25 protein-coding genes are annotated in these 26,693 nt (G+C 64.7%); 9 read left to right on the top strand and 16 right to left on the bottom strand.

The window, feature by feature from the left end; all coding sequences use genetic code 11:
- Nucleotides 1-4: 4 nt before the first annotated feature.
- Nucleotides 5-1,009, bottom strand: coding sequence for a TauD/TfdA family dioxygenase (locus J3S28_RS23075; RefSeq protein ID WP_237341973.1), 1,005 nt, complete (start codon nt 1,007-1,009; stop codon nt 5-7).
- 175 nt (nt 1,010-1,184) lie between these two features.
- On the opposite strand from J3S28_RS23075, the gene J3S28_RS23070 reads away from it, so the two are divergent.
- Complete coding sequence (locus J3S28_RS23070; protein WP_207843298.1) at nt 1,185-1,640, top strand: VOC family protein; 456 nt, start codon at nt 1,185-1,187, stop codon at nt 1,638-1,640.
- Between the two features lie 28 nt (nt 1,641-1,668).
- On the opposite strand, the gene soxR is transcribed toward J3S28_RS23070, so the two are convergent.
- Nucleotides 1,669-2,145, bottom strand: coding sequence for a redox-sensitive transcriptional activator SoxR (soxR, locus tag J3S28_RS23065; RefSeq protein WP_207843296.1), 477 nt, complete (start codon nt 2,143-2,145; stop codon nt 1,669-1,671).
- A gap of 52 nt (nt 2,146-2,197) precedes the next feature.
- On the opposite strand from soxR, the gene J3S28_RS23060 reads away from it, so the two are divergent.
- Complete coding sequence (locus tag J3S28_RS23060) at nt 2,198-2,731, top strand: NADPH-dependent FMN reductase (RefSeq protein ID WP_207843294.1); 534 nt, start codon at nt 2,198-2,200, stop codon at nt 2,729-2,731.
- 2 nt (nt 2,732-2,733) lie between these two features.
- Nucleotides 2,734-4,227: a DHA2 family efflux MFS transporter permease subunit gene (locus J3S28_RS23055; protein ID WP_207843292.1), complete on the top strand. Its 1,494-nt coding sequence runs from the start codon at nt 2,734-2,736 to the stop codon at nt 4,225-4,227.
- Nucleotides 4,228-4,276: 49 nt separating this feature from the next.
- Here J3S28_RS23055 and J3S28_RS23050 read toward each other — a convergent pair whose 3' ends face one another.
- Nucleotides 4,277-5,146: a universal stress protein gene (locus J3S28_RS23050; RefSeq protein WP_207843291.1), complete on the bottom strand. Its 870-nt coding sequence runs from the start codon at nt 5,144-5,146 to the stop codon at nt 4,277-4,279.
- Nucleotides 5,147-5,804: 658 nt separating this feature from the next.
- On the opposite strand from J3S28_RS23050, the gene J3S28_RS23045 reads away from it, so the two are divergent.
- A complete protein-coding gene (locus J3S28_RS23045) occupies nt 5,805-6,260 on the top strand; it encodes a DUF5994 family protein (RefSeq protein ID WP_207843290.1) in 456 nt (151 codons plus the stop codon).
- Between the two features lie 174 nt (nt 6,261-6,434).
- Here J3S28_RS23045 and J3S28_RS23040 read toward each other — a convergent pair whose 3' ends face one another.
- Nucleotides 6,435-8,099, bottom strand: a complete 1,665-nt coding sequence (locus J3S28_RS23040) for an AMP-binding protein (RefSeq protein WP_207843289.1) — start codon at nt 8,097-8,099, stop codon at nt 6,435-6,437.
- An 88-nt stretch (nt 8,100-8,187) separates the two neighbouring features.
- On the opposite strand from J3S28_RS23040, the gene J3S28_RS23035 reads away from it, so the two are divergent.
- The gene (locus J3S28_RS23035; RefSeq protein WP_207843288.1) at nt 8,188-9,048 is read left to right on the top strand and encodes a helix-turn-helix transcriptional regulator; all 861 of its coding nucleotides are present in this window, start codon (nt 8,188-8,190) and stop codon (nt 9,046-9,048) included.
- A gap of 32 nt (nt 9,049-9,080) precedes the next feature.
- Here the strand turns inward: J3S28_RS23035 and J3S28_RS23030 are convergent, their stop codons facing one another.
- A complete protein-coding gene (locus J3S28_RS23030) occupies nt 9,081-10,004 on the bottom strand; it encodes an NAD-dependent epimerase/dehydratase family protein (protein WP_307797352.1) in 924 nt (307 codons plus the stop codon).
- Complete coding sequence (locus tag J3S28_RS23025; protein ID WP_307797350.1) at nt 10,001-11,809, bottom strand: ABC transporter ATP-binding protein; 1,809 nt, start codon at nt 11,807-11,809, stop codon at nt 10,001-10,003. Before J3S28_RS23025 ends, J3S28_RS23030 begins: the two co-directional genes overlap by 4 nt.
- Before the next feature lie 100 nt (nt 11,810-11,909).
- Between J3S28_RS23025 and J3S28_RS23020 the strand changes: the two genes are divergently transcribed.
- On the top strand, nt 11,910-12,476 hold the full coding sequence (locus tag J3S28_RS23020; RefSeq protein WP_207843284.1) for a TetR/AcrR family transcriptional regulator: 567 nt from the start codon (nt 11,910-11,912) through the stop codon (nt 12,474-12,476).
- Between the two features lie 19 nt (nt 12,477-12,495).
- Here the strand turns inward: J3S28_RS23020 and J3S28_RS23015 are convergent, their stop codons facing one another.
- Complete coding sequence (locus J3S28_RS23015) at nt 12,496-14,730, bottom strand: SulP family inorganic anion transporter (RefSeq protein WP_237342005.1); 2,235 nt, start codon at nt 14,728-14,730, stop codon at nt 12,496-12,498.
- 177 nt (nt 14,731-14,907) lie between these two features.
- Here J3S28_RS23015 and J3S28_RS23010 point away from each other — a divergent pair, with 177 nt between their 5' ends.
- Complete coding sequence (locus tag J3S28_RS23010; protein ID WP_207843282.1) at nt 14,908-16,110, top strand: trans-sulfuration enzyme family protein; 1,203 nt, start codon at nt 14,908-14,910, stop codon at nt 16,108-16,110.
- On the opposite strand, the gene J3S28_RS23005 is transcribed toward J3S28_RS23010, so the two are convergent.
- From J3S28_RS23005 to J3S28_RS22980, 6 genes are all read right to left on the bottom strand, one after another.
- Nucleotides 16,111-17,337, bottom strand: a complete 1,227-nt coding sequence (locus J3S28_RS23005) for an MFS transporter (protein WP_207843281.1) — start codon at nt 17,335-17,337, stop codon at nt 16,111-16,113.
- A 148-nt stretch (nt 17,338-17,485) separates the two neighbouring features.
- A complete protein-coding gene (locus tag J3S28_RS23000) occupies nt 17,486-18,730 on the bottom strand; it encodes an amidohydrolase family protein (protein ID WP_207843280.1) in 1,245 nt (414 codons plus the stop codon).
- Between the two features lie 50 nt (nt 18,731-18,780).
- A complete protein-coding gene (locus tag J3S28_RS22995) occupies nt 18,781-19,425 on the bottom strand; it encodes a GntR family transcriptional regulator (protein ID WP_207843275.1) in 645 nt (214 codons plus the stop codon).
- Between the two features lie 21 nt (nt 19,426-19,446).
- The gene (locus tag J3S28_RS22990) at nt 19,447-20,502 is read right to left on the bottom strand and encodes an isopenicillin N synthase family dioxygenase (protein ID WP_207843272.1); all 1,056 of its coding nucleotides are present in this window, start codon (nt 20,500-20,502) and stop codon (nt 19,447-19,449) included.
- Between the two features lie 43 nt (nt 20,503-20,545).
- The gene (locus J3S28_RS22985; protein WP_207843270.1) at nt 20,546-21,430 is read right to left on the bottom strand and encodes an ABC transporter permease; all 885 of its coding nucleotides are present in this window, start codon (nt 21,428-21,430) and stop codon (nt 20,546-20,548) included.
- Nucleotides 21,427-22,233 carry an ABC transporter ATP-binding protein gene (locus J3S28_RS22980; RefSeq protein WP_207843268.1) on the bottom strand — a complete coding sequence of 269 codons (807 nt, stop codon included), beginning with the start codon at nt 22,231-22,233 and terminating at the stop codon, nt 21,427-21,429. The genes J3S28_RS22985 and J3S28_RS22980 overlap by 4 nt, the downstream gene beginning before the upstream one ends.
- Nucleotides 22,234-22,448: 215 nt before the next feature.
- Between J3S28_RS22980 and J3S28_RS22975 the strand changes: the two genes are divergently transcribed.
- Both J3S28_RS22975 and J3S28_RS22970 read left to right on the top strand, forming a co-directional pair.
- On the top strand, nt 22,449-23,648 hold the full coding sequence (locus J3S28_RS22975) for a nitrate ABC transporter substrate-binding protein (RefSeq protein WP_207843266.1): 1,200 nt from the start codon (nt 22,449-22,451) through the stop codon (nt 23,646-23,648).
- Nucleotides 23,649-23,681: 33 nt separating this feature from the next.
- Nucleotides 23,682-24,650 (top strand): 2OG-Fe(II) oxygenase family protein, encoded by a 969-nt coding sequence (locus J3S28_RS22970; RefSeq protein WP_207843264.1) that lies wholly within the window; start codon nt 23,682-23,684, stop codon nt 24,648-24,650.
- Between the two features lie 85 nt (nt 24,651-24,735).
- Here J3S28_RS22970 and J3S28_RS22965 read toward each other — a convergent pair whose 3' ends face one another.
- The 3 genes from J3S28_RS22965 to J3S28_RS22955 are packed head-to-tail and all read right to left on the bottom strand — an operon-like array spanning nt 24,736 to nt 26,683.
- Complete coding sequence (locus J3S28_RS22965) at nt 24,736-25,062, bottom strand: DMT family transporter (RefSeq protein ID WP_207843262.1); 327 nt, start codon at nt 25,060-25,062, stop codon at nt 24,736-24,738.
- Nucleotides 25,062-25,451, bottom strand: coding sequence for a DMT family transporter (locus tag J3S28_RS22960; protein ID WP_207843398.1), 390 nt, complete (start codon nt 25,449-25,451; stop codon nt 25,062-25,064). The genes J3S28_RS22965 and J3S28_RS22960 overlap by 1 nt, the downstream gene beginning before the upstream one ends.
- A 23-nt stretch (nt 25,452-25,474) precedes the next feature.
- A complete protein-coding gene (locus J3S28_RS22955) occupies nt 25,475-26,683 on the bottom strand; it encodes a lipase family protein (RefSeq protein ID WP_207843261.1) in 1,209 nt (402 codons plus the stop codon).
- Nucleotides 26,684-26,693 lie beyond the last annotated feature (10 nt).

Here is a 26,693-nt window from a genome sequence, read left to right as displayed (position 1 = left end):
CCGGTCAGCAGCCCTCACTCTCGATGATCGGAGATCCCTCGAGCCGCGCGAAGCGCGAGACCGCGAGGTTGCACAGGCCCTGCAGCCGACACAGCCAGCGGTCGGTGCCATCCCATCTCGCGGCAAAAGAACTGCGGCCGTGGATGGCTCGGCTGTTGTCGATGATGAACAGGTCCCCGGGGCCGAGCACGACCTCACTGCGATGCGTCGCCCACACGCCTTTGACTGCGGCCAGCGCGGCTGCGTGCTGGGGACTGTCGGTCGACATGAGGTCTTCGTCGTACGTGATGACCGGATCATTCCATGAACCGCTGAGCACCGGGATGGGTCCGCGCACCTCGTCGGGCACACCGCCGTCGACGAAGGAGCCGTCGACGCGCGTGTAGAAGACCGGATCGCGTAACAACCGGGCCGTCTCGGCGGGCAACTGTCGTTGGAGTTCGCGGGCGGAGAGCAGGTAGGTCGCGGCGTGCGGGTCGCCTCGTAGACACCCGAGCGCGATGAAGTCCGGCCGCGACGCCATGTTGTGACACTGCTCCGTGTGACTTTCGAGGTCCACCGCGCTTCCGGTGGAGGTCTGCCGACGCAGGTGGCTACGGATCGGGATCAGGGTTTGGACGAGTTCTCCACGACACTCCGGCCGGTAGCCGACCAGGTGCACGATGCTCGAGAGCAACACCGCCGACTGCTTGGCCATCTCGGTCCGGCGGGTGAGGGCGTCGACCGGGGAGTCCGGCGTCGATGAGATGTCGCCGACCTCGAGTCCGCTGAGCAACAGACCACCGTCGCCATCGACCAGGAAGTCGAGCAGCAGTTCACGAACGGCGGCCGGCAGCAGCGCCGCCGCGAGTCGCGACTGCCTGGCGAAGGCCTGCGGATCGGCCAGGGAGTCGGCGTGGACATTCTGCGCGATCATGCCGATGACCTGCTGGTATTCGTCCACCGAGACGTGCTTGACGGTTGGCCAGGACGTTCCTGGGTTCCATCCTGGATTCGATTGTGCACTCATCATGAGATTGCCCTCCGATCCGTAGGTCGACGCACTACCAACAGCGTAATGCGCAACACGGTGTCGCACATCGCAACAAAAGCGGCGATTTGGTCACTGCGATGAGTTTCCAAGGCGGGCACGGTCTACCTACCAGCAACGCTGCACCGACCCGATTCGAGCTGAGGAGCCCGCCATGACCGAGATCATCCCGTCACTCTGGTTCAACCAGAACATCGAAGACGCGATGAAGCTGTACACCGAGACGTTTCCCGATTCATCGATCGACAACGTCACCCGCAACGACGGCAACGTGTTCTCGGCAGAGTTCACGGTGTCCGGCCAGAAGTTCATCGGCATCAACGCTGGACCGGAGTTCACGTTCACCGAGGCGGTCTCGTTCACCGTCACCTGCTCGTCCCAGGATGAGGTCGACTACTACTGGAACACCCTCACTGCGGGCGGCGAAGAGTCCCGGTGCGGCTGGCTCAAAGACCGCTTCGGACTGAGCTGGCAGATCGTCCCCACCCGGCTCTACGAGCTGATGTCCGACCCCGATCCCGCTCGGGCCAAGGGCGCTCTGGATGCCATGATGACCATGGACAAGCTGATCATCGCCGACCTCGAGGCCGGTGCCGACGCCGCCGGCTGAGATCTGTTGCACAGCAGGTGATCGGGCGCTAATCCGCCTGCTCGAGCTTACGTTCACATGTCTCGGTGAGCAGCCGGTTCGAGCCCAGCCCCTGTTGTGCGTAGGCGTCTTCGGGGTTCAACAGATGGCACGCCTTCATCGACAGGCAGCCACAACCGACGCAGGAGTCCATGAGGTCGCGCATCCGCTGCAACAGTGCGATCCGTTCGTCGAGGTCGTCGACCCAACGCTGCGATGCCTTGTGCCACATCGACTTGGTTGGTGACTCGTGCTCGCCGAGTGCCTCCAGCACCGACCCGATGGTGGCCAACGGGATTCCCGCAGCCTGGGATGCCCTGATGAAAGCCACGCGCCGGAGCATCGCCCGGTGATATCGCCGCTGGTTCCCGGTGGTGCGCCGACTGAAGATCAGGCCACGGTCTTCGTAGTACCGCACTGCGGACGGCGCCACCCCGGCCCGGATCGCCAATTCCCCCACTGTCATCTCCAACTTCTTCAACGCCATGCGCACAGGGTACTTGACTTCAAGTTCACTTCAACTTGAATACTCAGGAACCATGACACCGACACATCTGAACTTCGTTCTGATCATCGCGAGTGTGCGCGCCGGCAGGATCGGGCCGAGCGTCGCGCGGTGGTTCCTCGACCAGTTACCTCCAGAGGGCGCGGAGTTCGACGTCATCGACCTCGCCGAACCCACCGGAGCGGCCACCACCCGACTGCTCGATCACGCTGATGGATTCGTGGTCGTCACCCCGGAGTACAACCACTCCTACCCCGGTGAACTCAAAGTTCTGATCGACGCCCATCGCACCGAGTGGAAGCACAAGCCGGTCACCTTCGTGTCCTACGGCGGCATGTCCGGTGGTCTACGAGCGGTCGAACATCTCCGCACGGTGGTCGCGGAGGTCTACATGGTGGGGACCCGCAACGGTGTGGTGATCCACATGCCATGGGAGCACCTCGACGACGGGACACTCACCCTCGACGACACCGCCGGCGACTCGGCGCGACAGGCCATGGATGAATTGATCTGGTGGGCAGAGTTGTTGAAGCCCCAGCGCCCCGTCGTCACGCGTGGGGTGGCGTGAGGATGAACCGACTCGCCAAGCAGGTCGCTGCAATACTCGCTCTCGGCACTCTCATGGTCATGCTCGACATCACGGTCACCGTGGTGGCGATCCCCCGGCTCACCGAATCCTTCGACACCAACCTGTCGACCATGCAGTGGGTGACCACTGCCTATGCGCTCGCCCTGGTCGCCGTCATGCCGACCGCAGCCTGGGCCATCGCCCGCTTCGGCGCAGGCCGCGTCTACATCACCGCTCTGACCTTCTTCGTCGTGGGCTCCACCCTCGCCGGCCTCGCGTGGAATGTGGAAAGTCTCATTGCATTTCGCGCGATCCAGGGCCTGGGCGGCGGGTTCTTGCAACCCGTGGGAATGACCATCGCCCTGCAGCTCGTCGATGAACGCCATCGCGGAAAGATGATGGGATGGCTCGGTCTGCCCCTGATGATCGGTCCGGTACTCGGGCCGACCCTCGGCGGTCTACTGATCGACAGTGTCGGGTGGCGCTCGCTGTTCCTCATCAACGTGCCACTCGGAATCGTCGCAATAGTGTTGGCGATCAAACTGTTTCCCCGAACATCTGGCAATGAGCGCAGGCCCCTCGATTGGGTGGGGCTCCTGCTGCTCGCCCCGGGAGCCGCACTGCTCGTCTTCGGTCTCTCCCGGGCCGGCGACCACGGCGACCCACTGACCCCGCAGGTGCTGGTGCCGGGGGCGCTCGGTGTCGGACTACTCGCACTGTTCGCCCTCCGCACCACCAGGTCGGCACGACCTCTGCTCGATCTTCGCCTGCTCCAGCGACGTTCGCTGGCCGTCGGTGCGACGAGCATGCTCCTCGTCGGTGGGGCGTACTTCGGCTCGATGATGATCCTGCCGATCTACGTGCAGGCGGTCCGGGGTGACAGTGCCACCGCCGCAGGTCTGCTGATGATCGGTCAAGCCCTGACCACAGGCGTCGTGGTGCAGATCGCCACGCGATTGGTCGACCGGATCGACCCACGAAAAATAGTCTGGTTCGGCATCGGCGCCACTGTGGTTGCCATGTCGCTGATGACGTCGGTGCTCGCTGCCGATACGTCATACGTCGCGATTGCGGGTATCGGCATCCTCATGGGTGTCGGCATCGGTTCGACGTTCATGCCGGTCATGACCGCGGCCCTGCGCGGAATCACCGGCCCCGACCTCGCGTCGGGCACCACCATCCTCACCACCGGCAATCAGTTCGCCGCAGCGATCGGCGCAGCCGCGAGCGCGACCCTGTTGACTGCCTACTTCAACAGCCGGGTACCCGTGCTCGACGACGGCGGCATGGCCGCTGCACTCGGACTCCCGGCTGTGGAACGGTTGGTGGCCGCGCCCGGACTGGCCGGCGCGGTCGCCGACACCTACGTCCTCACGCTGGGAATGCTGATTGCCGGATTCGGTGTCTCACTGCTCCTACCGAAGTCGGGCGCAGCCGCCAGACCGGACACGCCACAGAAGTCGACAGAGGCGATGGCCTCGGACGCCGCCGGGTAGACACACCGCTCGCCGCCTGCCGATGGTCGACAGGCGGCGAGCGGGGTTCTCATTCGTGAGGGGTCTTGACGACCAGCACCGGGCAGGTCGCCTTGTGCAGTACCGCCTGGCTTGTGGATCCGAGGAGCAAACCCTTGAACCCACCGCGCCCACGGCTGCCGACAACCAGCAGCTGCGCGTCCTTGGCGTGTTCCACCAGTTGCGCGGCCGGGCCGTCCGGCACGATGATCCGCTCGACCTCGACGTCCGGGTAATCGGAGCCGAATCCGGCGACGCGTTCGGCCACCACTTCCTGGGCCTCGTCTGCGAGCCGCTGGAGCTGCTGCGGTTCGAGTCCGTATCCGTAGAGCGCGTCCGACGACAGATCGGTCCAGGTGTGGACCACCCGCACGCCCGTGCCCAGCTCCGCCGCGTAGGCAAAAGCGGCTTTGAGCGCCCCTTCACTCAGCGGCGAGCCATCGACGCCCACCACGACCGGTCCCTGACCACCGGTTCCTGCATGGACCAGCACCGGGCTCTTGGCGTGGGCGGCCAGATCAACCCCAACGGAGCCGAGGAACAGGCCGCGCACACCGCCCAGCCCGCGGCTACCGATCACGACCAGGTCCGCCTCTTCAGACTCCGCGATCAGCAGTGAACCCGGCCGGCCCTCCTCTGCCTTGACCTTCACCTTCACATCTGGTGCGACCTCGGCGACAGCGGTGGCCGCCTTCTGCACGTTTGCTTCGGCTTCGGCGCGGATGACGTCGATGACGTCCTGCGGGATCACCAGCGCGGGGGCATATGCAGCGGTCTGCGTCTCGTACGCACCGAGGACAGACAGCGATTTACCTTGTCGTTTGGCAGTTTTCGCTGCCCAGATCACTGCCTCGAGAGCAGATTCCGAACCGTCGAACCCGACCACAATTGTTGAGCTCACCTTTGAACCTCCTTGTCCACGTTCCCCATCAATGCTTTCCCTGTTGCGTGAACACGTCAATGCGACAGGCGCGTCTACTGCGACACATCTGGGTGAACGTTGCTGTGGCGAGAGGAACTCGCGACAACCGGTCGGCGTGGCAGGTGAGCCCGTTCCCACCAAGGACAAGCAGCTACCCGTACACTTGAGGGGTCGGACACATTCACCGGCCGGCAACTTTCCCACGGAGACTCACGCGGTGAGCTTCGAAAAGGCCGGGTTCGGATGATCGATGCAACCACGCGAGCGGCAACGAAAGGCCGATCCTCACCGCTGCGGCGCTGACCAGACCCGGTTGCGGGTCCGAGGCAGCAACTGGTTTCACCCGGCGACACAGATATCGCTTACCCGGCCGTCAGAGCGAGCCACGACTCCCTGACCGCCCGACACATACTTCGAACGCCACGCGGCGTTCACTGCAGGAAGAAGACAACAACATGCAAGATCGAGATCTTTTCTCTCACCCGGAACGAAGTCACTCCGAAGACCCTCAGAAAGCCGCCGATTCCGGCCGGATACCGCAACCTGTGTTCTCTGACCTGGTGACCGATCCGGCCGCGAAACGGCAAGAAGCTCCGTCGGTATCGGTTTCGGACCGGGTCTGACGATGAGCAGACCGATGTCGGCGCCCATACGCTTCACCCTCGCAACCGAACGGGGCGCCAACATCGACGGAGCCTGGTGGCCGGAGACAGGTCGGGTGGGCAACGAACTGCCTCTGCTGGTCAGCGCTCTCAACCCGCTGCTGGGGGTCGTTCGGGACGTCTCCGTCAACTGGTCGCGCTCCGACTCGTTTCCCGATCTCGACGCCGTGGATTACGACGGCATCAGGAATTCCCTGATTCCGGTGACGCAGCGAATCATCTCGTTGACCGGATTGAAGAGAACCGCCACTCTGCTCGTCATCCCTTATCGCACATCGTCGGCTCTCGCCGTGGCAATCCTGGGAGAAACCGCCGGAATTGCCTCCGCCGGAAGCTCCTCGGCCAAGGCCCGCGTGTCAGCACGTCGAATTGTGCGTGAGGCGACGAAGCAACTATGCGGCACGGTGGTCGCTGCCACAACGCCATCCTGATGCCTTTCGCTCCGCCGATGTCGTCACAATCGTGCGCTCAGCGAACACGCGCCGCCTTACACAAGTCCGCGCCACCAACGCGCAGACGCGCCAGGTGCATCTAGCACGAACATCGGCACGTGGCGCGAATTCCGCTGGGGTACAAAGTCCCGCATCTCCTAGACCTTGCCGGTATCACCGTTTCCTGAGCAAGAAGCGCTGCACCTTTCCGCTCGGTGTCTTGGGCAACGCATCGATGAAATGAACCGTGCGTGGGTACGCGTGGGCAGCGAACTTCTTCTTGACAAGTTGTTGCAATTCCGCCTCGAGTTCAGGTGATCCGCTACCCGAGTCACGGAGCACGACATAGGCTTCGAGCACCTCGCCGCGCAGTTCGTCGACCTTGCCCACGACGGCTGCCTCGACCACGTCGTCATGCATGACGAGGACGCTTTCGACGTCGAACGGTCCGATCCGGTATCCCGCCATGATGATCACGTCATCGTCGCGCGACGAGAAGTAGAAGAACCCGTCCGCATCGGTGGCACCGGAATCGCCGGTGAGGTACCAGCGACCATCCTCGGTGTATCGCTCAGCTGTCTTCTCCGGAGCGTCCACGTATCCCGAGAACCAGAGCAGCTCACTGGCCGAGGTGTCGATGGCCACCCGTCCGACCGCACCCACCGGAGCGAGATCGTCCGACTCCTCCTGGAGTACCGCGGCCGACCACCCCGGCAGAGCCCGCCCCATCGATCCGGCCGGCACGTCGGCACGCAACTCGTCGTGCCAGGCGTTGACGATGAACATGCCGTGCTCGGTCTGACCATAGTGGTCGCGAACAGCCACGCCGAGGGTGTCCGCAGACCAGCCGACGACATCGGGCGTCAGCGGTTCCCCCGCGGAAGACGCCCGCCGGAGGTTGATCTCCGGGACAGGGCCGTCGCCCGCGCGCAGAGCGCGATACACCGTCGGCGCAGCGGCGAAGTTGGTGACACCGAACTCGTCGAGAACGCGCCAGGTCAGGGCGGGTGAGAATCCCGCGTGCAGGAACAGCGACCGTGTTCCGGCGGCCATCGGTCCGAGCAGTGCGTAATAGAGGCCGTAGGCCCACCCGGGATCGGCGGCATTCCAAAAGACGTCATCGGCACGAACGTCGAGGCCGAACTCTTGATAAGCGTGGAACGACGCGAGAGCGCGGACCGGCACCGGCACACCCTTGGGGGTTCCGGTGGTCCCGCTGGTGAACAGCTCGACGAGCAGGCCGTCTCCACCGACGGTGACCGCGACACCGGCGGGATCGTCGGCCTCGTGGGCGTCGATCAGCGCCCACAGCTCGAGATCGTCGCCGGTCGACGGCCCGATGGATCCGGTCGAGCTCCGCTCCGCTCCGTCTCCGGCCGAGACGACGCGCCACGGTGCGTCCGCAGGTATGTCCTCGCCTGCCGCGAGCTTGGGCAGTTGATCGAGGTCAGAGATGACCACTTTGGCACCACTGGCCTGCAGGCGAAACGCGATGGCCGGTGGTGCGAACGCCGTGAACAACGGAACGTACACCGCGCCCCGCCGCCAGATCCCCAGAGCGGCGACGATGAGGTCCGCGGACTTGCCCATCAGGGTCGCGACCCGGTCCCCCGGTTCGACGCCGAGTCCGGCGAGCGCCGCGGCGAATCTGCAGGACTGCTCACGCAGATGCCCATAGGTCAGGTCGAGCGACACCAGGTCACCGTCGGCATCGGTCTCGATGACGGTGAATGCCACCGCGTCGGCCGGGTGCCGGTCACACAGCAGGTCAGCTGCCGAAGCATCCGGGCGGTCGTACTGCGCGAGCAGTTCCTTGACACGGTCGGTGGTGGTGGGCATGCGGTCCTCGGTTCTCTCGGCGATCGGTCTCCTAGGTAGGATCCATGTCACAGTTGCCCAACCGCTACCCCCGAAAAGGGGTGAGAACATGACAGGCCGGGATGCGTTGCTCCGACCGCGCGACACCGACGCGCTTCGGAACGAGATGCGCCGCTTGTCGAAGGTGCTGGAGGTCCCGGTCCTGTTCGGGGGCGAGGTCCACGCCGGATCCCTGCTCCTGACCGAATTCGCCGGAACGCGGACCAACGGCCTGCGAGGACTCGCCGTCAGTGCGCAGTCGGGGCTCGGCGGACGCGTCATCGACAGACTCAGGCCCGCGTCGGTCTCGGACTACCGCAACGCCGACGCGATCACCCACCACTACGACCGGCCGGTCCTCGGTGAAGGTCTGCGGTCGGTGCTCGCGGTGCCTGTCGTCGTCGATTCCGTTCCGCGCGCGGTGCTGTACGCCGCACGTCGGGACCGGGCACCGATGGGCGGGATGACCGCCGACGCGGTGGTCGCGGCGTGTCGGCGATTGGCCACCGAAATCGCCATCAGAGACGAAGTCGACCGCCGCACCGAGATGCTCTCCATTGCTCGGCCCGGTACCCGCGACGCACTCGACCCGGCGACGCTCGAAGAACTTCGGAGCATCCATACGGGCCTTCGCGAACTCGCAGGCTCGCTCGAGTCCGTCACGAGCCGGCAGGCTCAGGCACTGTCTGATCGTCTCGCCCGAGTCGTCGGAGGAGACATCGAGATCGAGGACTCGGTCTCGCTGTCTCGCAGGGAGATCGATGTCCTCACCCTGGTCGCCGCCGGCTGCTCCAATATCGAAGCGTCCACCAGGCTCTCCCTCGGCACCGAGACGGTGAAGAGCTATCTCCGCAGTGCCATGCGCAAACTGGGTGCACATTCCCGGGCCGAAGCAGTTGCAGGCGCCCGCCGTAGGAACCTGCTCCCTTAGCCTGGCGACACGAGCACACCGTGTGTTCGGGGTCAGCGGCCACTGCGAATGTGGATGTCCCAGTGGGTCAGTCCGTGTATCTCGAGAACGTCGGTGGTGAACAACACCGGATCGATCCGATTCTCGGCCGCTTCGATGGCCGCCACGGTCATCGTCGCCGTTGCCTCGGACTGGTTGTGTCCCGAGGTGTGCAACCACCGACCGGTGGTTCGGTTGCGTGCGAGCACAGACCACTCATCGCTACCCGGAAGATGTACGCGTCGCAGCAACGAACCGCCCACCGCAGGAACAAGATTGGCGATGCGCAGCGACAACGTGGCGGCGGCGGAACCCAGCGCCAGATAGTTCTCCACGAGCCTACCGTCATCACCCGCCACGACGTGGTCCGGAAAGTCTGCCCGTACGAAACGCTTCCGGCTGCCGACCGGGCCCTCGAGGGTTCTGGGCCTGGTCAGATTGCGGACCGACTGGCCAGAGGCGTCGACAAAGGTGGACCCGAGCAAGCCGACAGTCCACTGGATCGCGGCCCGGCCATGCTGCTCGCCCTCACCGAGGGTCAACGCCACGTCCACGTGATCGCCGGCCTCGGCAGCCAACTCGGAGGCCATCAGGGTGCTGAGTCCGGGTGCCAGACCTACGAAGGCCAACACGCCGCCCGTCGCGGGTGCCGCGGCGATCTTCTCCAGATAACCGGCCGTGGCGCTGATGTCGACAAACCTGGCGTTCCCGGCCTGCTGAGCCAACGCCGGGTTCTCGAGACCAGAAGCATTGACCACCATGTCGGCATCCGAGACAGCCGTCGCGTAGGCCGACGTGTCGGTCGCGCCGAGGTCGACCACCCGATCGTTCGTTGCTCCATTGCGACCGACCCGAAGAACGTCGTGACCGCGCTCGTCGAGCTTGGTCACGACCCTCCTCCCCACGGCCCCGTTGGCACCGAGTACCGCGACTCTCACCGCGCGACCTCATCCAGTTGTGCAGCGGGGACATCGAACCCACCGGCGTGCACCATCCGGCGATACAGTTCGTCGTTCTTCATCAGGTGCTCGTGATCTCCCGTTGCGCGTACCCGACCGGACTCCATCACCACGATGGTATCGGCGTGCCGGACGGTCGAGAGCCGGTGAGCGATGGTGAGGACGGCACCGGATGTGGCCCGATGTTTGATCGATGCCACGATCGCCGCCTCGGTCAGCGTGTCCACCTGTGACGTCGCCTCGTCGAGTAGCAGGATCGGCGATGGACGGATCATGGCTCGTGCCATGGCGATACGTTGCCGTTGACCCCCGGACAGATCGGTGTCACGAATCGGGGTATCGAGCCCCTTCGCCTGCGCCGCGACCACCTCGTCGAGTTGCAGCAGTGAGAGCACCTCTGCGAGTTCGGCATCGGTGGCGTCAGGATAAATGAATCGGAGGTTCTCGCCCACCGTCCCGGGCACCAGCGGGGACTCCTGCTCGACGTAGGCGATCCTGGCCCGGACCTCGTCGACACCGAGATCCGGGTATGGGACGTCGTTCAGACGAACAACTCCGGCCTCGGGCTCTACGAAGCGCAGAACCGCAGAGAACAGCGACGTCTTTCCCGCTCCGGACGGTCCGACGATCGCTGTGTGCCCGACGGCCGGAACCCGCAGCGTCACCCGATCAAGGGCAGCGTCGGACTCGGCGCCGTAGCGGACTGTCACCTCATCGAAATCGATCGAAGCCATGTCGTTCGTCGTCGTCGGCATCTGTGAGTCATCGACGTTGACTGTCGCGGTTTCGGCCTCCAGCGTCTCGAGTTCACGGATACGCATGGCCGCGGCGATGCCGGACTGCACGGCGGTGATGTTGGTGGTCAATTCCCCCACCGGTCCCATCAGGGTGAAGGCATAGAGCAGGAATGCGATGAGCGCCGACACCTCGAGGGTTCCCGAATCCACCCGCCAGGCACCGAGAGCCAAGATCGCGATGATGGCGCCCTGCACCCCGGTCCAGGCCACCGTCCATGCGCCGGCCGAGATGCGTACGCCGGCAATGGCGTGCAATCGCGCCTGCCTCGCGTTCGTGCCGATGAGGGCTCCGATCCGGTCCTCGGCTCCCGCCGCCTTCACCGTGCGTACCGACCGCAGACTCCCCTCGAGCACACCGCCGAGGTGACCCAGCGATTCCTGGGTCAGGGCTTCTGCCTTGGCGATTCGTGGCATCAGAACGGTGAAGATCGCACCGACGATGATGATCGCGGCAAGTGTCACGCCCAGCAGCATCAGGTCGAGGACACCCATCAGGACCACGGTCCCGATCGTCACGCAGGTCGCGTTCACCACCCCCACCGCGGCAGTGGATGCGGCTTCCCGCAGCAGCACGGTGTCGGAGGTGACTCGCGTGACCAGTTCGCCCACCGGACGCGACTGCACAGAGGGCACGGTCGAGCCGAGCAGGCGCTTGACGAGCGACGCGCGGGCGTCGAAGACGATGTGTTCTGCCGTCGTCCCGAGCACCACCCACTGGGCCCAGCCGAGTATCGCACCGATCACCAGCAGTGCGATCAGCACCAATACCGGGCCTTGCATCGACGCGCCGGTGCCCAGTGAATCGAGAATCCACTTGGTCACCATCGGCGTCGCGAGGACGGTGACCGACCCGCTGAGTGCCAATGCCAGACCCAGCAGGATCGAGCGCTTGTGCGGTCGCGCGAAACCGATGAGGACTTTCGCGTTCCGCAGCCCGCCGGCGTCGGTCGTGGGTGTCGCGGCGCTCGCTTTGATGGAAGTTTCCACCTCCGTAGTGGAACACAGTTGTTCCACTACGGGCAAGTATTATTCTATTTCCGAATTGTGGTGCACCGTTTCGAATCGAACCTGCACTACACTTCCGACCATGACTGCGACGCACCCCGCCGCCGAAACCGGCGCCCGCGAACGTACCCGCCGGGCCATCCTCGATGCCGCGGTCGTCGTTCTGGCGAAGTCTCCGACAGCGCCGCTGTCCGAGATCGCCGACCGCGCCCGCGTGGGCCGCACCACGCTGCACCGCTACTTCCCAGAACGCGGTGACCTGCTCACCGCCGTCGCGCGCTACGGCGAGCAGTCGATGGCCGAGGCGGGAGCCAGGGCTGATCTCGCCGCAGGAGACGGTCTCGACGCCGTGCTGCGACTGTGTCAGGAGTACTTCGAACTGAGTGACATGCTGACGGTGCTGTTCTTCGCCGCCGGGATCAACGATCAGGACATCTGCTTCTCGGACGGCACCGTCGTCGACGCCGTCGAACGCGGACGTCGCGACGGATCCATCGACCCTGAACTCGATGCGGCCTGGATCATCAACATGATGTGGGCGTTGCTCTATGCCTCGGTCGATCACGTCAACACCGGTGCCGCCGGCCGGTTGAAGGTGCAGTCGATGACACTGCTGAGTCTGCGGAAAGCTATTGCAGCTCAGCAGTAGTCATCAATCGACCACATCGTCAGCGAGGGAGCACGCCGTCCGGCTCACCCACCTCGACTCCGCTCGTGGTGACGGTCACCACGCGAGCGGTGGTGATGTCAAAGAACAGGCCGGCCACCCGCATGCGCCCGTCAGCGACAGCCCTGCCGATCACGGGGTGGCGCTGCAGGGTCTGCAGCTGCAGGGCGACGTTGACGATGCCGAGCTGGTCGACCTCGTCGAACCCTGCCCGCGCGGCGCTGAGCCCTGCGGGATGGCCCGACCGGAACGCCGCCAGTGACGGCGCTGCATTCTGCAGCCAACTGGCCACCGGGCCGGCGTCGTCCGAAGCATCGCCGGCGATAAGGGCCTTCATAGCTCCGCACGACGAATGTCCGCACACCACAGCGGAACTCACATCGAGTTCGTCGATCGCGAACTCGATTGCCGCCTCCACCGAGGTGTCGGTCGCCGGAGCGGCCGGAACGAGATTGCCCACGTTGCGAACCGTGAACAGGTCACCGGGACCACTGGAGGTGATCACGTTGGGGACCACCCTGGAGTCGGCGCACGTGATGAACAGTGTGTCCGGGTCTTGCCCGTCTGCCAGTTCCGTCAGGTAGCCGAGCAGTTCGTCGGCGCCGATGCGGTGGTACTCGTCGACGCCGTCGGTGATGGGCTGCAGCGCCCTGGGAGCATCGGTGGCCACCCCGGACTGCCAGGACTTCCATGGCACAAGACCCAGTCCTCGGCCGAAGGGCGTACGACGCCGCGGCGGCGCAACGGGCGCGTCCTCGATGGTCGCACCGCCGGTCTGTTGGATGAGCACCGTCCCGCCGTTCGCTTCGTGCGCCCGCTTCCAGTCTTCGATCGTGTCCGCCGCGGCGTGGTCGAGGTAGTCGGTATCGAGTTCGATGCTGACGTGCGCGTCTGACGGGACCGAGGCCAACGTCTTGGTCAGGCGCGGCAATGCAAGGAAGCTCAGCGACCCCCTGATACTCACCCGCCACTGCCGAGACCCCTTGGTGCCGAACGGTTCTGCGGTCATCTCCGCGCGGACGACCCGCCAGATCAGCACCAGGACCGCGACGGCCAACCCGATTCCGACGCCCTCGAGCAGGTTGAGGAAGATCACCGACATCATCGTGATCAGGTATACCCACAGATCACCGGTTCGCCGCGCCAGCCGCATGTGCGCGAGTTTGACCAGCTGGATGCCGATGACCACGAGGAGTCCGGCCAGCGCTGCCTTCGGAATCTGCTGCACCAGCCCGGTCAGCAGCACCGAGAACACGAGCAGCCAGAAGCCGTGCATGACGGTCGAGGCGCGGGTGCGGGCGCCAGTGGCCACGTTGGTGGAACTGCGGACGATGACGCCCGTCACCGGCAGTCCGCCGAGCATGCCCGAAGTGATGTTGGCGCTCCCCTGACCCAGCAGTTCGCGGTTGAAGTCAGTGCGTGGCCCGGTGTGCATCTTGTCGACAGCCACCGCCGAGAGCAACGATTCGACGCTGGCGATCAACGCCACGGTGATCACACCGAGAACGACAGCACCCCAGTTGCCCGTCGGAAGTTCCGGCAGAGCAATCGAATCGAAGAAGTTACCACCGAGCTCGATACGTTCGGCATCGATGGGGGCGAGTATGGCCACCAGGGTCGCGGCGACGATCGCGACCAGTGGACCCGGCACCTTACGGACGTTCGCCGGCAGCAGTGGCCAGGCGAGCATGATGACGACGACGAGGCCGCCCACGAGCACGTCAGCGCTTCGAAAGTCGACGATCTGTCCGGGCAGAGCCGTCAGATTTTCCCAGGCATCGCTCCGTGAGGACCCGCCGAGCAAGACATGGATCTGCTGGAGAGCGATGGTGATGCCGATACCGGCGAGCATCGCGTGGACGACGACGGGCGCAATGGCCAGCGCAGACTGCGCCACCCGGCTCAGACCGAACAGTATCTGCAGAACACCTGCAGCCACCGTTATCGCACATGTGACCTTCCATCCGAAATTGGCGACCAGTTCGGCGACGACGACGGTCAAACCTGCTGCCGGTCCGCTGACCTGCAGCGGGGACCCGCCGATCATTCCGGCCACGATTCCGCCGACCACACCCGCGATGAGCCCCGCCATGACCGGCGCCCCTGAAGCTATGGCAATTCCGAGTGAAAGTGGAAGCGCTACAAGAAATACCACCAGTGAAGCCGGTAAGTCATACCGAAAGTTCTCCCTGAAATGCTTCCCCCGAAGACCTAGCGATGAGTTTTCACTGAACATCTGCATGCTTTTCGAAGCTAGGGACGGCACGTTAACAACAGCTTAGATTTCGGTAACGAAGCCCGTTTTGTGACACTTGCAACGATTGCCCGTTATGTCTGTTTCGACTACATTCTCGATTGTGTGGCGTGGGTTCTGGGTATCCGGGCGCTTCTCAACCGGTTGTAACCTGATGCGATGTCCCGCCCAGATAACGAGATCCCGTCCACGTTGGCCTTCGGCAGTCGCGCCGTGCATGCCGGTAACAGCGTCGACCGAGGTTCCGGAGCAATTCGCACGCCCATCGTCATGGCCAATTCCTATGCGTTGCCTGATGATCCGTCGAACGTCAGCTGGTCGGGCACCGACATTCCGCTCTACACCCGCAACTCGGGCGCCAATCAGATTGCTCTGCAAGACAAACTCGCCGCCCTCGAGGAGGCAGAGGATGCGGTGGTGCTCGCGTCCGGAGTCGCTGCGCTCCACGCGGTGTTCTTCACGTACCTGAGCACCGGCGACCACATCGTCGTGGCCGACGTCACCTACGAGGCGACGTGGCGGTTGTTCACCGAATTGCTGCCGCAGAAGTATGGCATCGAGGCCACGTTCGTCGACGCGTCCGATCCGGGCGCGGTACGGGCGGCGATGCGCCCCACCACCACACTCGTGCACGTCGAGGCCATCGCCAACCCGACGACCAAGGTGACCGACATCGCCGCCGTCGCCGACATCGCGCATGCCGGCGGTGCCCTGTTGTCTGTGGACTCCACGTTCACCCCGCCGCCGCTCTATCGGCCGATCGCCGACGGGGCAGATCTCGTGATCCACTCGTTGACGAAGTATTACAACGGTCACGGAGACGCGATGGGCGGTGCAGTGGTGGGCAGGCGAGAATTGATCTCGCCCATCAAGTCGAACGCGATGGTCGATGTGGGAGGGGTGATCTCGCCGTTCAACGCGTGGCTGATCAGTCGCGGCGCCATCACCCTGCCGCTGCGGTTGGCCCGCCACCTCGAGTCGGCCCGGCAGGTGGCCGAGTTCCTCGAGGCCGACGAGCGGGTCGCCTATGTGGCCTACCCCGGGCTGCCGTCACATCCGCAGCACGACGTCGCGGTCCGGCAATTCGGTGACCGCGGTTTCGGGGCGATGATGGCTTTTGCGGTGCGCGGTGACCCCGACACCCAGAACCGCTTCGTCGCCAATCTACGAATGATCACCTCCGCGGTCTCCCTCGGCCACGACGAGTCGCTGATCGTGCACGTGGGTACCGACGGCCCCCGCGTTGCGGCGTACCCGGAGACCTTCCGGACGTGGGGTCACCTGCGGTTCTCGATCGGCCTCGAGGACCCGTCCGACATCATCGCCGATCTACGCGGCGCGCTCGACGAGTCGATCAGCTGATCAGATCGCGTCTTTCGATCGGGTCAGCAGTGCCACGAGGGCGCCGACCGCCAGCGCCGCGATGACACCCGAGAACGCAACACCGGCTGTGGTCAGCGTCCATGCCTCGGCGGCGAACCCGACCGCGATGATCGGCACAGAGATCGCCAGGTAGGCGAGGACGAAGTACGCGGACGTCGCGTCGGCTTTGCGGTGGGGCTCCACCCGCGCTGCGATCGCCGCGATGCCCTTGCTGAACAGCAGTCCCTGACTGGCGCCGGCGATCATCGCACCCACGACGAGTCCCGCGAGCGACGCCGTCTCCAGGCTCACGATGAGCACCGTCATCCCCGCGACCAGCCCGATATAGCCCCAGAGCAGGGACGCCCGAACCGGTGCCTTGGACGTCAGAATCTGTGTCAGCGCCGACGTCGCGAAGAGAACGAACACCACGAGTCCCGTGATCGTCGGAGAAGAGACGTCCAGAACGCTCGCCATGAAGTTGGGTGCCACCGCAGTGAACAGACCTGCGACGGCAAACCCCGCGACCGCACCGACCGCCGCCTGGGTGAATATCCCTCTGACAGACGGCGGGACGCTCACCCGCTGCAACGTCGGACGGGCCCCCTTGAGAACCTTGACGGTCTCGGGAACCAGCGTCAATCCGATGCCCGCAATGATCAGGAGCACCGCGTGGACCACGAAGATCGTCCTGGTCGGGTACGGCGCGAACTCGGTGACCATGCCCGCAACCAAGGGTCCGAGGCCCAGACCTCCGATGTTGGCCGCAGTGGCAACTGCTGTTGCCATCCCGCGTCTGCCGCGAGGTGCCGCCTCGATGACGGCGACCGTTGCGGTACTGGTGAAGATGCCCGCCGAGAACCCCGAGACGAGTCGGCCCACGAACAAGATCTCGACACTGCCACCGATCAGGAAGAGCACAGCACTCACGAACGACAGGGCCACGCCCGCATAGAGCATCGGGCGGCGGCCGATGGTGTCCGAGAACTGTCCGACACCTATCAGCGCCGCGATCACACCGACTGCATACGTGGCGAAGATGAGGGTGGTCATGAGACTGCCGAAACCGAACTCACGCTCGTACTCCGGATACAACGGAGTCGGCAATGTGGTGCCCATCATCACCACTGCGAACGAGTACACGACCGCCGGGAACGCCAGCACTCTCACACGCCCCGGTCGCGCGATCTCGGTGTCATCGGTGAGCTGCGTTCGATCGTCGGTCATGACCTACCTCGTTCTTCGGTGTACTCGGGTACTCACCTCACAAGCCTCCCAGGCGCGTCGTTGTTCCAACGCGTTCGACGATGGAAATGCCAGCTCGCCGGTACAGAGATTGCAGCTGGCCGGTAGAGCTGCATCGCCACGTCGCCGATTACAGAGCGGGCGTCGCCGTCCAGGTCCGGGTCTCACTGACCGACACGATGGCGCCGTTGTGGATGACGATGCGGTCGGCAGGTGCGTTTGCGATCACGTCGAGAACGCTCGTGCCGCGGACCGCGAGAAACTCTGCCCGAGCACCCACCCTGGCTCCCGCCTGCGGCAGGCCCATCACCGTCCTCGCATCGTCGGTCACCATCGCCAGCGCCACCTCGGGACGGACGTGGGCAGCGGTGATGGTCAGGGCCGCCGTCTCCAGGGCGTCGCTGCGACCGATCGGATTGAAGGGATCGCGCACGTTGTCGGCGCCCGCGGCCACGCAGACTCCACCCTCGCGCAACGGTTCGATGGCGGTGATACCGCGGGGCATCGACACCGGGTGATCGCGACCCTGCAGGTAGAGGTTGGTGATCGGGTTCGCCACCACCCCTAGTCCGCTAGCGGCGATGCGGGGAATCAGTTCCTTCAGCTCGCCCGCCTCCATCGTCCCGAGCCGGGTGCAATGACCGGCAGTGCGGATCCGGTCGGCGGGCCACTCGTGCACCCTGTCGGCGAAGGCGGCGATCGTGTGGTGGTCACCTTCGAGGAACTCGTCGGTGTGCAGGTCCACACCGACGCCCCTCGCCTCCGCGATGTCCAGCAACCGGTTCAGGTCACCGATCGGATCCGGTGCACTGTGCGGCGACCCTCCGACGAGGTCCGCACCGGCATCGAGGGCTGCGTGTACGAGATCGTCGCTCGAGTACACCTTGCACAGCGCGACCACCTCGATGTCGATCAGACCCCGCAACTCGTTGCGGACCCGCACGACGGCGCGGATGCCCCGCAGCGGATTGTCGCCGGCCAGGATGTCGACGTGCGACCGAACAGCAGTGGTTCCGTTGCGCACCAGCGCAAGTGCGGCCTCCCGGGCGCGCGAGCGGAACGATTCTTCGTCGAAGGACGCACTCCCTTGCTTCCAGTTGGCGATGGCGTCATGCAGATCACCCAGCGGCGGTTGCAGCGCATCCCAGGACAGCGCCTTGTCGAGGTGTGCGTGTGGCTCGGCGGGCGCAGTCATCAAAACGTAGCCGCGTAGGTCGACGCTGCCCTCGGCGTCAGGTGTGTGCTCATCGGTCGCCCGCACCGCGGAGACGACGACGTGCTCACCGCGGCGGACCAGATCGACGTCGACGACGGACCCGTCCGGCAGCGTCGCGCTGCGAAGTCGCGAAACTGCATGAGGAAGAACATATTTCATGGATCTACTCCTGACTTGGGTCGGCCACGAAGGCCGGACTCGAGCGGTCCTCAGACCCGCTGGGTACGCACGAAGATGCCTGCGACGTGGGCGCACGCGGCTGTCCGGGCACCCTCTGCGTCGCCTGCCTCGATCGCCGCGACGATCCGCTCGTGTTCGGACACCGCCAGGCGCCGGTTGAGATCGGCGGTCCACACGTCCGACCGGAACAGATGGGACTGTCCGTCCAATCTCGACAGCGCCTCGCCCAACGGACGATTGTTGGCTGTTTCCCGGATCAACGTGTGGAATTGCAGGTCCAGCGACGAGTCACGCCGCTGATCTGCCGGCTCGTCGAGCAACTCGGTTTGTATCTGCACCATCTTGCGCAACTGGGCGACGGTGTCGTGCGACGCCGTACGCGTCGCGGTGTAGGCCGCCAGCCCGTCGAGAACTTCCCGGACCTCGAAGACCGACCGCAGGGTCTCGGCATCGAGCGACGCGACACGGGCTCCCGCGTTTCGGGTGTGCGATGCCAGCCCCTCGTAGATCAGCTGTTGCACCGCTTCCCGCACGGGTGTGCGACTGACGTTGAGCCGCGCAGCCAGCGCCGGGACACTCAACGGGCTGCCCGACTCCAGTTCGCCCGAGAAGATCAACTCCTGAAGTGCGTCGTGCACGGAATCGGTGAGCAGTGCACGCTCGGATGACGCCACGTCCTCGCTCCTGTCCCGTGTCTAGTTCCCGGCGGCAGCGACGCGCGCTGTTTCGCGCAGGTCGATCGTCGGCGCCGCACCGGTCCGCAGACCGGCCACCTTCATGGCGATGTTCTCTGCCACCGTAATCGGAGCGTAGCCGGTCTCACCGCCGGTGAGGGTTCCGGGAAGTGGCTCGATGACGGCATCGTGATTGCCATCGAAGAAGAAGGCCGCCGATCGTCGTCTGCGTATCTGGCCGTTCACCACCGGCGGGTCTACCCGGTGAATCGTCGACATCCAACGGTCGTTGGTCCACCGGGCCATGGCGTCGCCGAGGTTGACGAGCAGAGCACCGTCGGCGGGCTGCACGTCATGCCACCGGCCATCGGCGTCGAGCACCTGCAGACCCGGCACCTGATCGGCCCAAAGGATCGTCAGAATCCCGAAATCCGAGTGCGCGCCCATTCCCTGCAGGTCACCGGTCAACCGGGTATCACCCTCGGGCAGCGCATAGTTGTTCATCTTGAGCACCTCGATCGAATGGTCGACCATGGTGTCGAAGTAGTGCGCCTCCAGACCGAGCGCGTCGGTGAACGCAGTCATCAACGTCCGCGACAGCTGCTGGGCGCCGGCAAAATAGCGCCGCACTCGCGGCTCGAAACCAGGAGCTGCCCCCGGCCAGTTGTTGGCGGCATAGCTCGCGTCCGGGAGGTCGAGGCCGACGAATTCCGCGGCCGCGGTCCCCACGGTGTACGCCTCGTAGAAGTCGTTCATCTGGTTCGCGGTGTGAATCCCGAGGCTCATGCTCAACGATTCGGACTTCGGCGGCGAGTATCCGCGGTTGGTGGAAGGGTCGCGCCGATACTGCTTCTTCACCTCCAGCGGCAGCGCGAAGAACTCGTCGAGCGCGTCGGCCAGACCATCGGTGAGTGTGGTGTCGATTCCGTGACCGACGATCTGCACGAAACCCACGTCCTGGCAGGCGGAATCGAGTTCGGCGGCGACGGCGGCACACTCCGGACTGGTGTCTGCGCTCCGTCCGGTGAGATACGGGCCGATGTCGATGGTGGGTACGTGAAAGTGATTCGCGGTCATTGCGGATTGTCTCTTCTTCTCGATGTTCAGGATTCGCTGGTGTTCAGGATTTGCCGGAGGATTCGTGCCAACTGCCGACCGCGGCCTTCGACACCAGGCCCATCAGCGCGAACACGGCGACGCCGAACAGCGACGCGAGCACGATGGCGGCGATCAGGTCGTCGGATTGGAGGCGACCGCGGTACACGTCGAGAAGCGTGCCGATGCCGGGCTTGCCCTTGGCGAAGAACATGTCGCCGATGATCGCACCCACCACCACCAGTCCGGATGCGGTGCGGATCCCGGTCAGAATGGTCGGAAGGGCCGCGCGCAATTCGAGCTTGACCAGACGGTCCCAGCGCGAAGCATGCGAGAGGGCGAACAGTTCGTGCAGACTCCGGTCCACCGACCGGATTCCGAAGTGCGTGTTGGTGATGATGGGGAAGGCTGCGATGAGAACGCACACCAGTGTGCGCGAGGACATCCCGTACCCGAACCACACTCCGATCAGCGGCACGATCGCCAGGATCGGGATCACCTGGATCACCACGGCGTACGGGTAGATGATGCGCTCGATCCACTTGGCCTGACTCATGAGGACGCCCGTCCCGACCCCGACCACCACCGCCACCAGGAATCCCACCAGCGCCACCTGCGCCGTGACGGCGAGCGCCTCCAGCATGGGCTGCAGGTGAGTCCAGTCCATCAGCGAGTTGCTCAGCACCTCCGACGGCGGTGGCAGCAGGAACCTCCGCTCGGGCGCGAGTACCCAGTAGCTGACCGCAGACCACGCCGCGAGAGCGCCGATCAGCGACAACAGCGGATAGAGCAGTGCGGCTCCGAATCCCCGGAGTCGACGGCTGTTTCGGCTACGGGCCCCGGGCCCGACCGTCGCCTTGCTGCGTGGGCGGATCCGGGCAGGGAGGCCGAGGGTGGCGTTGAGAGTCATCGGATACTCCCGTGCAGGGTCGCCGAGATGTCGGACACGTAGTCGGTGAACGTCGGGTCGAAGCGCAGTTCCGGAACGCGAGGGTAGGGCAGGTCGATGTCGATCACAGCTGCGATCCTTCCCGGCCGATGGGTCATGACGACCACCTTGTTCGCGAGATAGACCGCTTCGGTGACCGAATGGGTGATGAACATCGAGGTGAACTTCCTTGTCGTGTAGAGCCTTTGCAACTCCACCTGCATCTCGAGGCGGGTCATCTCGTCCAGGGCACCGAACGGCTCGTCGAGCAGCATGATGTCCGGAGACAACGTGAGCGCTCGCGCCAGCGACACCCGCATCTTCATGCCACCGGACAGCGCGTTCGGCAACTGATCGGCGAACTGATCGAGGCCGACGGCTGAGATGGCCTCCGCAGCACGACGTTTGTAGTGTGCCCGGTTACCTCGTCGGTCCCGTTTGGATTCACCCCCTCTCAGTTCTGCCGACAGCTCCACGTTGGCGCGGACGTTGCGCCACGGGAGCAGAGTCGGTTCCTGGAAGATGAATCCCACCGAATCCGCCGCCACTGCCACCGAGCCCTCGGTGGGACTCTCCAGGCCGGCGGCCATGCGCAGCAGGGTCGATTTGCCGCAGCCAGAAGGCCCCACGACAGCGACGAAATCGCCGCGCCGCACTTCAAGGTCCGCCTTCTCGATGGCAACGGTTCCGGTGTCGAACTGCTTCACCACATCTGCGAACACCATCTGCAGATCCTTGGTGAGCCGTCGAGCGTCGATTCCCCGCGTCGTGTCGGCTAGTTTCATCGTCATCTCCAAGATCTCGGCTATACATGCAACACACTGGCCTTCGAACGCTTTCAATCATTTATTACATGCATGACGATTTCGTTGCAGCACGTTACAACTTGATGACATCAGCGCCGACGATCCTGGCAAAACACCGTTTATATCTGCAATTCGCCCGATCCGAACGAAGGATCCCTCGCTGCTTAACACCAGCGCAACAGAAAAGTGATTGCATGCAATTGTTCGAACTCACCCTTAGGAGAACCGTGAAAGCACAACGCACCCGGCGCATCGGTGTCACCGTCATCACCCTCACCACGCTCGGTTTGTCGGCCTGCGCCTTCGGCTCGGACGAGCCCAGCGAGTCCGTGTCCCTCGAACCGGCAGCCGCGGCGCAGAGTCTCGCCGATGTCTGTCCCGCCAACGTCGGCGTCCAGCTGCAGTGGCAGCCCCAGTCGGACATGGGCGGTCTGTTCGGCCTGCTCGGACCCGGATACGTCGTCGACACCGACGACAAATCGGTCACCGGCCCACTCGTCGCGGGAGGCAAGGACACCGGAGTCGACATCACCCTCAAATCCGGCGGCCCCGCAATCGGTTTTCAGTCCGTGACCTCGCAGTTGTACGTCGACGACTCGGCGATGCTGGGCGTGGTGCATGGAGATCAGCTGGTGTCTGCGGCGGCCGACCAACCGGTGGTCGGCGTGACCCCCCTGCTCAAATACAGCCCGGCGATCCTGATGTGGGATCCCGCGACTCATCCTGAGTGGAAGGCGGTCGGCGACGTCGGGACCACTGACGCCACGGTCGTGGTGTCCAAGGATCAGATCTTCCCGCAGTGGATGGTCGCGAAGGGATTGCTCAAGCAGTCGCAGATCGACACGAGCTACGACGGCGCGCCGTCCCGGTTCGTCGGCGACCCGTCCATCGCGCAGCAGGGTTTCGCCAACTCCGAGCCGTACACCTACACCGAAGAGACCCCAGCCTGGGACAAGCCCGTCTCGTACGGCCTGGTCAAGGACGCGGGATACGACATCTATGCCTCGAACGTCTCGGTACGCGCGGACAAGGTGGCAGAGTTCTCCCCGTGCCTCGATAAACTGGTGCCGCTCATCCAGCAATCCGGCGTCGACTACATCACCTCACCCGAAGCCACCAACGAGGTGATCGTAGATGTGGTGTCGCAAGACCAGACGTACTCCCCATACAGCGCAGGTGAGGCCACCTTCAGCGCGAACCTGCTGAAAGACAAGGGTTTGCTCGCAAATGAAGATAACGGGTCGTTCGGTGTCTACGACGAGGCGCGGACGCAGAGCAACGTCGACGACCTGCGACCGGTACTCGCAGCCGGCGGCAACCGGGTTCCTGAGAACGTGACCGCCGAGCAACTGTTCACCAACCAGTTCACCGACCCCGCCATCTCGATCCCCTGAGCGACGATCTCTTCACCGGAAGGCACTCCCCGCATGACAAACGACATGACAGAACTTCAGCGTGAACGCCGTATGGGCGCATTGGGCACCGAGAGCGACCGCGAGGTGCGGCGCATCTCACTGGCAGGCCTGGGCAGCAGGCGCGCAGAGATCGCCGACGAACTCTGGTCCGCAGCAACCGACATCGGCTTCTTCCAAGTCGTCGACCACGGGATCGATCTCGCCGACGTGCGCCACGCGTTCGCCATGGCCGAAGCGTTCTTCGCGCTGCCCGAAGACGTCAAATCCCTTCGTCCCAAGCGTTACAACTCGGGGTGGGAGAGCTTGACGCAGGTGCGGCCGTCGGTTGGGACTCCTGATCAGAAGGAGTCCTACCAGGTGACGTTGTCGAACATGGACGGTCTGTGGCCCACCGACGCCGAACTCGCGGGTTTTCGGCAGACCATCCTCGATTTCGAGCACCGCTGCTGGACCCTCGCGATGGAGCTGCTCTCCCTGTTTGCCGACAAACTCGGATTTGATCGGGAGTTCTTCACCCGCGCACATGATCCGGCGTCGCAGAGTTACCAGAGCACGCTACGACTGTTGCACTACTACGCGTTGCCCGCCGACGCCGACCTCACCGGCGTCTGGCGGGCGGGCGCTCACACCGATTTCGATTGCCTGACACTGCTTTTCCAGCGCAACGGGCAGGGCGGACTACAAGTTTGTCCCGGCAAGGAGATGGACGATCAGGTGTGGACGTCGGTGGAGCCCTCGGACGATGCCATCACCTGCAACATCGGCGACATGCTGATGCGCTGGAGCGACGACGCCTTGCCGTCGAACTTTCACCGGGTGCGCAGTCCGGGGCCCGATGATCATCGCGGTTCCCGCTACAGCATCGCGTTCTTCGCGCAGGCCAACCGGGAGGTGTCGATCGAGGGCCCGAATGGCAAGTACCCGGCCATCAGCGCAGAGGACTACCTGCAGCAACGCATCAGCGCGAACTTCGCCCGCTAGTTCGCTGCCGACCACGCCCCGACTTGGTGGGTTGTGGCGACCGCGAACTGGACCTTCGCTCGCCAGAACCCACCAGGATCGGGTCTCAGTGGTGCACCGCGCCGAGTTCGATGATCAACACCCCGCCGGCGATGGTCACGATGCCCAGGCCCATCAGCCAGGTCAGTGGATCGTCGAACAGTACTTTCGCCACGACGGCGGTGATCGCGACCCCACACGCCGCCCAGATCCCGTAGGCGATGCCCACCGGCATCCCCTCGGCCAACGTCAGCGCCAGCATCAGGAAGGCCAGCAGATAGCCGATCGCGGTCGGGATGAGCCACAACGCTTTCCGAAATCCGTCCGACGCCCGCAATGACATGGTGCCGACCACTTCGCTGACGATCGCGATGGCGAGATAGACCCACTGCATCAGGGCCGCTCCGATTCGGGGTCCCTCGACGCGGTCGGGTCTGGGTCCCCCGACGCGGTCGACGTCTCCGCCTTGTGAGAGCCCAGTTCCACCAACAGGACACCGACGATCACGACCCCGATTCCCAGACCGATCATCCAGGTGAACGGGTCACCGAAGATGAGGGCTGCGAGCACTGCGGTGAGCGCGACCCCACACGCGGCCCAGATCCCGTAAGCCACTCCGATCGGCATGCCCTCACGCAACACCAGCGCCAGACAGACGAACGCACCGCCGTAGCCGAGGATCACCAGGGCCACCCACGCCGGGTGATCGACAGCCGCGCGCAGTGCGAGGGTTGCGGTGACCTCCATGACGATTGCCCCGCAGAGCAACAACCACGGTTTCATCGAGCGTGCCTGCGCCGGAGCGGTCATGATCGACAATCATCCCGTACGGGCGCCCCCACGAGGCGGTCGACGAGATACGGGAGTATCCCCGTGGTCTTCACGGTCCCGTGCCCGGCAGTGGGTTGCAGATCGACGGTCACCGGCCCACCCAGAAAACACTGGTCTCGAATGGCCGCCGACGTCCACGCGGGGTCATTGAACTTGTCCTGTCCGCCGTAGAGGACCAACAGCGGTGCGCTGAGCGGTGCCCGCGGCAGCGCCAGCTGCTGCATCAACTCGCGTAGTCGCGCCGTGGCGGCAGGCGATGCGGGAATGAAGTCCGGCGCCGAGATCAACTTCGCTGCCTGCTCACGGTCGGACGATTCCGCGCACGCGCTGAGTGCATCCCATTGCTGGGCGAGTGCGCCGCGCCGGTAGTCGTCCCGATTCATGTCGGGATTGCGCCGGGCCAGGGACTCCTCCATCCATTGCAGGCTCCCCTGCTGCTCACTGGTGAGTGCCCCGGCCGCGGCCAGGTCGACCACCGGGACCTTGCTGGTGGGAGGCACCTGCGCGACCGCACCCCGCAACCTCAGATCGGGAGCGTAGGACGCGGCCATCTCGTTCGCGGCCCAGCTCGCCCCGGCGCCCTGCGATATCCCGTACGTCACCCAGGACGTCGACACCTGCGGGTACACCTGCCGAATCGCACGGACCGAGTCGATCATGGTGCGCGCGGCGGAATAGGGATCGAGGTACGGGTGCGGGCCGCTCTCCGAACCCAACCCTGCGTAATCGGCGAGGGTCACAGCCATACCCGCGCGCAGATAGGTGGTCACCAGTCGGGCAAGCCCATAGAGGTTACCCGTCAGCGACGGTGCGCAATTGGTGTTGATCCCGGTGGACCCATGCCCGAGCGCCACGACGGGCCAACCACCGCCTGGGGGTGACCCCTCGGGTTGGAACACCGTCCCAGACACGACGTTCGGCTTCCCGCTCGTGTCGGTGGAGCGATAGAGCATCCGGACTCCGCGCAGGTCGGGGGCGAGGTCGGTGGTCGAAACCCAGTCGCGCGCATCGACGACGTCACCGGGTTCGGGATATTCGACAGGCGCCGTCGTCGGCAACGGATCATCAGCTGGCGTAGCCGGCTGGGCCGAGCCGCACGAAACGAGAACCAGCGACACGATCGCGGCAACCGCCACGAATACGTGCCTGGTGAACGTCACGGGCATGAACTTACCAGCGGCCATCACCCACCCC

This window comes from Williamsia soli, assembly GCF_017377795.1.
Classification (GTDB): Bacteria; Actinomycetota; Actinomycetes; order Mycobacteriales; family Mycobacteriaceae; genus Williamsia; species Williamsia soli.
This window is presented reverse-complemented; position numbering and strand designations above follow the sequence as displayed.

Coding starts and splice junctions, on each gene's coding strand:
- J3S28_RS22960 (WP_207843398.1), bottom strand. CDS start 25,451: ATGAAACCGTGGTTGTTGCTCTGCGGGGCAATCGTCATGGAGGTCACC.
- J3S28_RS23020 (WP_207843284.1), top strand. CDS start 11,910: ATGACTGCGACGCACCCCGCCGCCGAAACCGGCGCCCGCGAACGTACC.
- J3S28_RS23005 (WP_207843281.1), bottom strand. CDS start 17,337: ATGACCGACGATCGAACGCAGCTCACCGATGACACCGAGATCGCGCGA.
- J3S28_RS22985 (WP_207843270.1), bottom strand. CDS start 21,430: ATGACTCTCAACGCCACCCTCGGCCTCCCTGCCCGGATCCGCCCACGC.
- J3S28_RS22975 (WP_207843266.1), top strand. CDS start 22,449: ATGCAATTGTTCGAACTCACCCTTAGGAGAACCGTGAAAGCACAACGC.
- soxR (WP_207843296.1), bottom strand. CDS start 2,145: ATGGCGTTGAAGAAGTTGGAGATGACAGTGGGGGAATTGGCGATCCGG.
- J3S28_RS22980 (WP_207843268.1), bottom strand. CDS start 22,233: ATGAAACTAGCCGACACGACGCGGGGAATCGACGCTCGACGGCTCACC.
- J3S28_RS23060 (WP_207843294.1), top strand. CDS start 2,198: ATGACACCGACACATCTGAACTTCGTTCTGATCATCGCGAGTGTGCGC.
- J3S28_RS23015 (WP_237342005.1), bottom strand. CDS start 14,730: ATGTTCAGTGAAAACTCATCGCTAGGTCTTCGGGGGAAGCATTTCAGG.
- J3S28_RS23075 (WP_237341973.1), bottom strand. CDS start 1,009: ATGAGTGCACAATCGAATCCAGGATGGAACCCAGGAACGTCCTGGCCA.
- J3S28_RS22970 (WP_207843264.1), top strand. CDS start 23,682: ATGACAAACGACATGACAGAACTTCAGCGTGAACGCCGTATGGGCGCA.
- J3S28_RS22990 (WP_207843272.1), bottom strand. CDS start 20,502: ATGACCGCGAATCACTTTCACGTACCCACCATCGACATCGGCCCGTAT.
- J3S28_RS22955 (WP_207843261.1), bottom strand. CDS start 26,683: ATGGCCGCTGGTAAGTTCATGCCCGTGACGTTCACCAGGCACGTATTC.
- J3S28_RS23045 (WP_207843290.1), top strand. CDS start 5,805: ATGTCGGCGCCCATACGCTTCACCCTCGCAACCGAACGGGGCGCCAAC.
- J3S28_RS23055 (WP_207843292.1), top strand. CDS start 2,734: ATGAACCGACTCGCCAAGCAGGTCGCTGCAATACTCGCTCTCGGCACT.
- J3S28_RS22965 (WP_207843262.1), bottom strand. CDS start 25,062: ATGCAGTGGGTCTATCTCGCCATCGCGATCGTCAGCGAAGTGGTCGGC.
- J3S28_RS23070 (WP_207843298.1), top strand. CDS start 1,185: ATGACCGAGATCATCCCGTCACTCTGGTTCAACCAGAACATCGAAGAC.
- J3S28_RS23010 (WP_207843282.1), top strand. CDS start 14,908: ATGTCCCGCCCAGATAACGAGATCCCGTCCACGTTGGCCTTCGGCAGT.
- J3S28_RS23035 (WP_207843288.1), top strand. CDS start 8,188: ATGACAGGCCGGGATGCGTTGCTCCGACCGCGCGACACCGACGCGCTT.
- J3S28_RS23000 (WP_207843280.1), bottom strand. CDS start 18,730: ATGAAATATGTTCTTCCTCATGCAGTTTCGCGACTTCGCAGCGCGACG.
- J3S28_RS23040 (WP_207843289.1), bottom strand. CDS start 8,099: ATGCCCACCACCACCGACCGTGTCAAGGAACTGCTCGCGCAGTACGAC.